Annotated in this window: 5 protein-coding genes, 2 pseudogenes and 1 riboswitch; of the genes and pseudogenes, 6 read left to right on the forward strand and 1 reads right to left on the reverse strand. The window is 66.3% G+C overall.

Annotation, left to right across the window (positions count from 1 at the left end):
* Positions 1 to 202, reverse strand: a pseudogene (locus tag VKG81_RS11080) (protease HtpX); the annotation flags it as partial.
* A gap of 157 nt (positions 203 to 359) precedes the next feature.
* Here VKG81_RS11080 and VKG81_RS11085 point away from each other — a divergent pair.
* The 6 genes and pseudogenes from VKG81_RS11085 to VKG81_RS11110 all read left to right on the forward strand — a co-directional run.
* Entirely contained in the window at positions 360 to 1,220 is an 861-nt protein-coding gene (locus VKG81_RS11085; protein ID WP_324395962.1) for a pyridoxamine 5'-phosphate oxidase family protein, read from the forward strand.
* Between the two features lie 341 nt (positions 1,221 to 1,561).
* A complete protein-coding gene (gnd, locus tag VKG81_RS11090) occupies positions 1,562 to 2,572 on the forward strand; it encodes a phosphogluconate dehydrogenase (NAD(+)-dependent, decarboxylating) (RefSeq protein WP_324395965.1) in 1,011 nt (336 codons plus the stop codon).
* Between the two features lie 8 nt (positions 2,573 to 2,580).
* Entirely contained in the window at positions 2,581 to 3,987 is a 1,407-nt protein-coding gene (gene zwf, locus VKG81_RS11095) for a glucose-6-phosphate dehydrogenase (protein WP_324395963.1), read from the forward strand.
* Positions 3,988 to 4,224: 237 nt separating this feature from the next.
* A riboswitch (M-box (ykoK) riboswitch) is annotated at positions 4,225 to 4,403 on the forward strand.
* 517 nt (positions 4,404 to 4,920) lie between these two features.
* Positions 4,921 to 6,273 carry a magnesium transporter MgtE N-terminal domain-containing protein gene (locus VKG81_RS11100; protein ID WP_324395964.1) on the forward strand — a complete coding sequence of 451 codons (1,353 nt, stop codon included), beginning with the start codon at positions 4,921 to 4,923 and terminating at the stop codon, positions 6,271 to 6,273.
* A 157-nt stretch (positions 6,274 to 6,430) separates the two neighbouring features.
* Positions 6,431 to 7,984, forward strand: a complete 1,554-nt coding sequence (locus tag VKG81_RS11105; RefSeq protein ID WP_414685235.1) for an NRAMP family divalent metal transporter — start codon at positions 6,431 to 6,433, stop codon at positions 7,982 to 7,984.
* 186 nt (positions 7,985 to 8,170) lie between these two features.
* Positions 8,171 to 8,522: pseudogene (locus tag VKG81_RS11110) on the forward strand (phosphoketolase); the annotation flags it as partial.

Raw genomic sequence — 8,522 nt, forward strand, 5'->3', positions numbered from 1 at the left:
TGACCGGCTGCGCGTGCATGGCCCGCAGCGCCAGGGTGTCGCTCTTGAAATAGGCCCAGACGTTCATGCCGACCGCGAGCACGATCGACAGCACCAAAATCGACCTATTGTGGAACAGCGCCCCGATGAACACGATCAGCGCCGACATGAATCCGAGCAGCAAGACGGTCTTGAGTCCGTTGGCGTAACGGTGCGACTTCATCGGCGTTTCTCCTACCTGGCCCGTCAATTAAACGCCCCAGGCGGACCCGCCCGCCGCGAATTTGCGCAACCGTCAGCCGTGGGGGCGACAAGTCAACAAGATCAGACGATCGGCATAGAGTGGCGATGGAGGCACTTCTACCGGAAGGGCACCGCTCGTGATAACTCGTGATGTCGAGGCGAGCGCCGTCGCCGACTTGGCTCTCACGCCGCCACGCGCGGCGTTGGCCGCCACCGTGGACGACGAGGTCCTCCTGGTTCCGGTGAGCGTGGCTCTCGAAAAGCCAGCCGATCCCGCGTCGTCGCCGCGCACTGTGCAGGTGCCGGAGGGCAGCCCAGATCTGGCCGGTCGCAATGTCGTCGTGATCGCCGACGACGGCCCGCAGTGGTTCCGATTGCGCTCGCTGACCGTCAGAGGAATGGCCGAAGCCATCGGCGATCGCACTTATCGGGTAATGCCCAGGCGAATCGTGGCCTGGGACTACGGCTCACTGCGTGAGGTAGCGACGCCACAGGAAACCTCAGCTCCACGGCAGGCGTGGTTTTCGGTCACCGACGACAAGGACGACGTTCACCCGTTCCACTCGCCGAATCTTGAAGCGGCGGTGCGCAGGTCGCGAGTCATGATTCTTGCCAGCCGTTCAATAAAGGCAACACCTTTCGCGGTACCGCTGTGGTTCGTTTCTCACCACGGCCGCATCTATGCGACGACCTCGGCGTCGTCCTGGACGGCAGGTAATGTGGCTGCTTCCCCGGAGGTGGCCCTATTGCTCGGCGGCGAGGGTCGGGACAACGCCGACCGGCTCCTCGTGCGCGGATGCGCCCGAGCGGTCCGAGGCACGCCACCGCCAGCGGTGCTCGCTCGGATAGCTTGGCTCTACTACCTGCAACCACAGTTCGCGGCGGTCGAACTGCGTCACATACGGCTATGGGGGCGGCGAATGGTGTACTACGGCGAGGCGCAGGCAGCACACATCGTGATCACGCCCCAGACAGTGACCGAATGTCGGGTGCCATAGTCGTCAGTTTCAATCCCGACAGGAGGCTGCGCCTTGACAGTCGCGGAATCGCCAGGGCCACAACGGGTGACGTCCGTCGTCTGCTAGCACATGACGAAATGGCGTGGCGACAACGACCACAACAGGGCTGCGGCTGTGCAGATCAGCCCGGTGCTCGACAGCCGTGAAGGGACCGTCGCACGGGTGCCGGCGGTGAGTACGGGAGGCGCTCGAGGAGTTGACCGGCTGGACATTGACCTCAAGGCTGGACAACGAAAGACGGGAAAGAGCCGCAGAGTCATTCGGCACTATCGGAAACTGGACGTTGCTGAAGGAGGAGAGACATGGCGACTGACACACCCATGCAGCTCGGCATGGTCGGACTGGGCCGGATGGGGGCAAACCTGGTTCGGCGGCTCATGCGCGACGGGCATCGCTGCGTCGTCTACGACGTGAACGCGGACGCCGTCAAGGAACTCGAGGGCGAAGGGGCGACCGGAACCGAATCGCTGGAGGACCTCGCCGAAAAGCTCGAGCAACCGCGCGCCGTATGGCTCATGCTTCCGGCGGCCATCGTCGACTCGACGCTGGATCAGCTCGTCCCACTGCTGGAGCCCGGCGACACCGTGATCGACGGGGGGAACTCCTACTACCGCGACGACATCACCCGAGCCAAGCGGCTCGTGCCCAAGAACATCCACTACGTGGACTGCGGGACCAGCGGCGGGGTGTGGGGCCTCGACCGCGGCTACTGCCTGATGATCGGCGGGGAGACCGAGGTGGTGACCCGGCTCGACCCCATCTTCAAGACGATCGCCCCCGGGGCCGGCAGCGCCGAGCCCACCCCGAGCCGCACCCGGCGCTACGGCACCGCTCCAGACGGGTACCTGCACTGCGGGCCAAGCGGCGCAGGGCACTTCGTGAAGATGGTCCACAACGGGGTCGAATACGGGATGATGTCCGCGATCGCCGAGGGACTGAGCATCATCAAGCACGCCAACGCCGGCAAGGTGAGCCGGGACGTCGACGCCGAAACCACCCCGCTGCGTGATCCCTGGGCCTATCAGTACGACATCGATGTCGCCGAGGTGGCCGAGGTCTGGCGGCGCGGGTCCGTGGTCGGGTCGTGGCTGGTCGACCTGGTCGCCGACGCGTTGGCCCGCTCGCCCGGGCTTGACGACTTCAGCGGGCGGGTCTCCGACTCCGGAGAGGGCAGATGGACGGTGCTCGCCGCCGTGGACGAGGGCGTTCCGGCCACCGTCATCACGACGTCGCTCTACGAGCGGTTCGAGTCGCGACAACTCGGGGACTTCACCGACAAGGTCATGTCCGCGATGCGCAGCGAATTCGGCGGCCACGCCGAGAAGAAGTAGGCCCGGCGATGAATGCGGCGGCGACCGCGCCCGCGGATGTCCTGGTGATCTTCGGCATCACCGGAGATCTGGCGAAGAAGATGACCTTCCGCTCCCTGTACCGGCTGGAGCGGCGTCAGATGCTCGACTGCCCGATCGTCGGCGTCGCCCTCGACGACTGGTCCGCCTCGACCCTCCGCGACCACGCGCGGCGGGCCATCGAGGACAGCGGCGAGACGATCGACGAAGATGTGTTCCAGCGGTTGGCGGCGCGTCTCTCGATGGTGTCGGGTGACTTCGGGGACCCGAAGACCTATGACCGAGTCGCCAAGGCGATCAAGGGAAAGCACACCCCGGTCTTCTACCTCGAGATCCCGCCGTCGCTGTTCGGGCAGGTGGTCGAGGGACTGGTCCGTGCCAACCTCACCGCCCGGGCGCGGGTCGTGGTGGAGAAGCCCTTCGGGCACGACCTGGCATCGGCCCGGGCGCTGAACGACGAGCTGAGCAGGCTGCTGGAGGAGTGGCAGATCCTGCGCATCGACCACTTTCTCGGCAAGGAACCGGCGATGGACATCTTGTTCCTGCGGTTCGCCAACTCCATCTTCGAGCCGTTGTGGAATCGCGACCGGATCCAGAGTGTGCAGATCACCATGGCCGAGAACTTCGGGGTCGAGGGCCGGGGCAGCTTCTACGACCCGGTCGGGGCGCTGCGCGACGTCGTGCAGAACCACCTGCTCCAGCTCATCGGCCTGTTCGCCTCCGAACCGCCGAGCACAGCCGATGCCGACGGCCAGCGCGACAAGCGGGTGGAAGTGTTCCGGGCGATCCCGGCGGTGAACCCGAACGACTACGTGCGCGGCCAGTACGACGGCTATCAGGCGGTGGCGGGAGTGCGCCCGGGCTCGCAAACCGAGACCTTCGCCGCGTTGCGGCTGGAGATCGACAACTGGCGCTGGGCCGGCGTTCCGTTCTTCATCCGCGCGGGCAAGGCTCTCCCGGTGCGAGCCACCGAAATACGGGTCATCTTCAAGCGGCCCCCCAAACTCGCGTTCGCGCCCCACACCCCGGATCCGGACGAACTCGTCCTGCGAATCGATCCAAACCCGGGCGCCGACCTGGCCATACAGGCGAAGGAGCCCGGCGCGAACACGACCCGCACGGTCGACCTGTCGCTGATCTTCTCCGAGGAGCTCGGGGAGGCGCCGGAACCCTACGAGCGGCTTCTCAGCGACGCGATGCGCGGTGACGCCAGCCACTTCACCCGCGAGGACGGCGTCGAGGAAACCTGGCGCATCATCCAGCCGCTGCTCGACGACCCACCACCGGTCGAGCTCTACAAGCCCGGGTCGTGGGGGCCCGCCGGCGCGCACAAACTCCTCTCCGGGCACCCGGGTTGGCGCGAGCCGTGGCTTCACTCGCACGCGTCCGGAAAGTGAGCTTGACTCGAACCAGGAGCTGACTCGTAACAGGCGGCGGTACTTGGCCGCCGCGATCCGTTGCCCTTCTGCTTGCCCTATTTAGCGTTTCACCCCGGCGCCTGTCGGCGATCTGAAAGTGGTGCGGTACAGCGAGCGCAATCTTTGTCGGTGTCATTTCCCGGTTCGATTCGTGCAATGTCGATACCCAAAGACGACAGTTTGACTCTTTGTGCGGTGCGGCCTACTATTTCGCTGCAAGCACCTCGCTAGGTGAGGCGTCTGCACGGACACAGGCCACTGACCCCGAACGTCGAAAGACGCCCCCGGTCAGGACAGCTCCTCCCGGATTAAGGGTCGAGCCCAAGTGGCTGCCGGCCCCGCAAGGGGCCGGGATACGCCGTGCAGTGCCAAAGCCCTGACGAGAGGGGTGCGGCCGCAGTCCGTTTCGGCTGCGGCGGATCCCCGGGTGTGTGTTGTGACCAGGCGCCCGAGCGCGTCCCGGCTGCGAGGAGGTGGGGATCGACAGTGACTCCGAGTGATAGTCCGTATCCGAGTCCGGTTGTAGCCCTGCCCGGCCGCGGCCCGGCATTCGCCGGCACAATCTGAATTCACGCTGTTGTTTGAACTGTCCACGTGCGGGTTTCTATATGGGCCGCATGCCGAATTCCGCGTCGACGGATATTTATTGCCGTCCGCGGCTCATCTTCCGGGAGGAAGCCATGACCATTTCGGCATTCATTTACCTTTTCGGCGCCGCGGGCAGATCGACTAAGGCGCTGCGAGGGGAAACCGCCGCGCGCCGGTGCTCGCGATGATCCCGACAACGACGCCACACGCTGGATGGCCATTCTTTCGGTGCTGTTCACCTTCGCGTGGGCAAATCAAACCGGCATTGTGGGCTGGGGTGGTGTCTGGTACGCACCCGAGCCCCATCGAGAGCAGAGGTGTGCGATGAGTGAATCCAATCCGACCACAAGCGGTGGTGGCGCCGTGGTGTCTGGGGCGTCGCGGCCGGTGATCCATCTGTCCCGACTGCTGGGCCGTCCGGTCATCGCCAAGTCCGGTGACACGATCGGACGCGTCGAAGACGTCATCGTACGGCTGCGGGCCAGCGACGAGTACCCGCCGGTCACCGGCCTGGTGGTCGGAGTCGGGGGCCGGCGGGTGTATGTGTCGACCCAGCAGATCAGCGAACTGACCCAGGACCACGTTGTGCTGTCGAAAAACAAGGTGGACCTGCGCGCCTTCGAACGCCGCGACGGGGAGGTGCTGCTGCGCGCCGACGTGCTGAATCACCGGCTGATCGACGTGGCGGCCGCCGAGCTGGTGCACGCCCACGATGTCGAACTCGACGACACCGGGTCGGGCTGGGTGGTCGCCCGGCTCGACACCCGGCCGCCCGCGCGGTTGTTCGGGCTGATCAAGTCACGCGGCGGAGCCAGCCGGGACTGGAAGGCCTTCGAGCCGCTGATCGGACACACGCAAAGCGTCCTGTCACGCACCGGTGGGCGGATGTCGACGCTGAAACCGGCGCAGATCGCCGACCTGCTGGAGGAGGCCAACAAGAGTGAGGGCGGCGAAATCCTCGACCGGGTGAAAAGCGATCCGGAGCTGGAAGCCGATGTCTTCGAGGAACTCGACCCGGACAAGGCGACCAGGATCTTCGACGACATGAGCGACGCCGACGTGGCCGGGGTGCTGGCCCGGATGCGGGCCGACGACGCCGCCGACGCAGTCGCCGACCTGCGCCAATCCCGGCGTCGCCGGGTGTTGGATCTCCTGCCGGCGGGCCAGCGCACCAAGGTGATCACCCTGATGGGGTTCAACCCGTCCAGCGCCGGCGGGATGATGAGCGTCGACGTCGCATCGTGTCCGACCAGCGCCACTGCCGGGCAAGCCCTTTCCATCATTGCCGGTGCCCGCTCGATGCAGCCCGAGGCGCTGCTGAAGATGCACGCCCTGACCGACAGCGGCGAACTCGTCGGAGTGGTGTCGGTGATCAAACTGCTGCAATCCGACCCGGACACACCCGTGACGGATCTGCTGGATTTCGATCCCGTTCGGGTCATCCCCGATGCGGACGTCACCGACGTGGCGCTGTTGATGGCCGACTACAACCTGGTCGCCATTCCCGTCGTCGACGAGCACGATCGCGTACTGGGTGTGGTCACCGTCGATGACGTCCTCGAGGCAATCATCCCCGACGATTGGCGCCGGCGCGAACCCGCCCCGCGCCCGATACGCGACACCACCGGTGGCGACATCACGGCATCGCCCGCAGAGAACGGATCTGGTCATGACTGAACCGGACACCGCCGGCGCGACCCCCGACCCGGGCCAGGACCTGACTCCGGCCGACGGTCACGGGCAGCGCGTTTCGAGGACGGTGGCGGCCCGGGGGTCGGCGGTGCTGGACACAGCGCACCTGGGTGACATCGAGGGCGCGTTTGGCCGGGTCCGGATGGGCGACGCCGACGAGCGTCGCACCATGAAGATGCGCCTGTTGACACTGCTGGCGATCGTCGGGCCCGGGTTGATCGTGATGGTCGGCGACAACGACGCCGGCGGCGTGTCGACCTACGCGCAGGCCGGGCAGAACTACGGCTACAGCCTGATGTGGGTGTTGCTGTTGTTGATTCCGGTGCTGATCGTGAACCAGGAGATGGTGGTCCGTCTCGGTGCGGTCACCGGGGTGGGGCATGCCCGGCTGATCAACGAACGCTTCGGGCGCGGCTGGGGCTGGTTCAGCGTCGGCGACCTGTTCCTGCTGAACTTCCTGACCATCGTCACCGAATTCATCGGGATCTCTTTGGTCGCCGACTATTTCGGCATCTCCAAGTATGTCGTGGTACCCACCGCCGCGGTGGCGTTGGTGGCGATCATGGCGACCGGCAGCTTCCGCCGCTGGGAGCGGGCGATGTTCGTCTTCATCGCGATCTCATTCCTGCAGGTCCCGATGGTGCTGCTCGCCCATCCGCAGTGGGGGCACGCCGCCTACCACCTGGTGGTGCCCGGCGTGCAGGGCGGCCTCAGCTCGGACGCGATCCTGTTGATCATCGCGCTCGTCGGCACCACCGTCGCGCCCTGGCAGCTGTTCTTCCAGCAATCCAACGTCGTCGACAAACGCATCACCCCCCGGTTCATCTCCTACGAACGGGCCGACACCGTGCTCGGGGCGTTCGTCGTGGTGATCGGCGCGGCCGCGCTGGTGATGACCGCCGACTGGGCGGCACGCTCCACCAACAGCGCGGGTAACTTCGTCGACGCCGGCCAGGTCGCACACCTGCTGTCCCAACACAGCAGCGTGCTGGGCCCGATCTTCGCGATCGTGCTGCTGGACGCCTCGATCGTCGGCGCCGCGGCGGTGACCCTGTCCACCAGCTACGCCTTCGGCGATGTGTTCGGCCTCAAACACTCCCTGCACCGCGGATTCGCCGACGCCAAGCCGTTCTACTTGTCCTACACCGCGATGGTCGCCGCCGCCGCCGGGATCGTGCTGATCCCGGGCGCGCCGCTGGGTTTGATCACCACCGCGGTCCAGGCCCTCGCCGGGCTGCTGTTGCCCAGCGCAAGCGTCTTTCTGCTGCTGTTGTGCAACGACCGTGAGGTCCTCGGCCCGTGGGTCAACCGCCGCTGGCTCAACACCGTCGCCGCGGCGATCATCGGGATCCTGTTGGTGCTGTCCGGGATCCTGATGACCGCGACATTGTTCCCCCACCTCGACGTGGTGCGGGTCGCGGCTTATATCGCCGGGGCCGTGCTGATCGGTGCCGTGATCGCCCTGATCGCAATACGGTGGACACAGCGCCACCACCCGCACGCGGCGGCGCGAACCCCGCAGTGGGAACACCTTGGCGAGCAGGACAAGATGAACTGGCGGATGCCCCCGCTGGCGCTGCTGCAGCCCGTGACCTGGTCGGTGGGCACCAAATTCGGCATGATCGCGCTACGCGGCTACCTCGTCCTGGGCGCCGTTCTCCTCATCGTCAAGGCCATCCAGCTCGCACACGGATAAAACAGCGCCGATCACCGGTTTCGCATCGCGCACCGGGGAGCGCAAGGTGCTGGAGTCGGACCAGCTCGGCGGACGGTCAGGGTGAATCCGCCGTTAACGGCGGGGACAGCCGGACGTTCCGCGAAGGACATACACTGCCGCAGTCGCCGCACGGTGTGATCGCGAACCACGAGGAAGGGTCGACCGATGACTCAGTCAGCGAGTACGGGCGGGGACACCTCGGGGGACTACCAGGGCGGGAGCCGAGGCGAAACCCGCGCCCCAGCGCCCTACGTGCTCGACGATGTCCAGGGCCCGCTGGACCGCGACGAGCTTGCCGCCATCGACGCCTGGTGGCGGGCCGCCAATTACCTCGCCGTCGGCCAGATATACCTCCTCGACAATCCGTTGCTGCAGCAACCGCTGACGGCGGAACACATCAAGCCGCGGCTGCTCGGACATTTCGGCACGGTCCCGGGCCTGAACCTGGTCTGGGCGCACGCCAACCGGCAGATCGTCCGCAGGGACCTCAACGCGGTGTTCGTCGCCGGGCCGGGCC

Source organism: Mycobacterium sp. (assembly GCF_035314905.1).
Lineage (GTDB): Bacteria > Actinomycetota > Actinomycetes > Mycobacteriales > Mycobacteriaceae > Mycobacterium.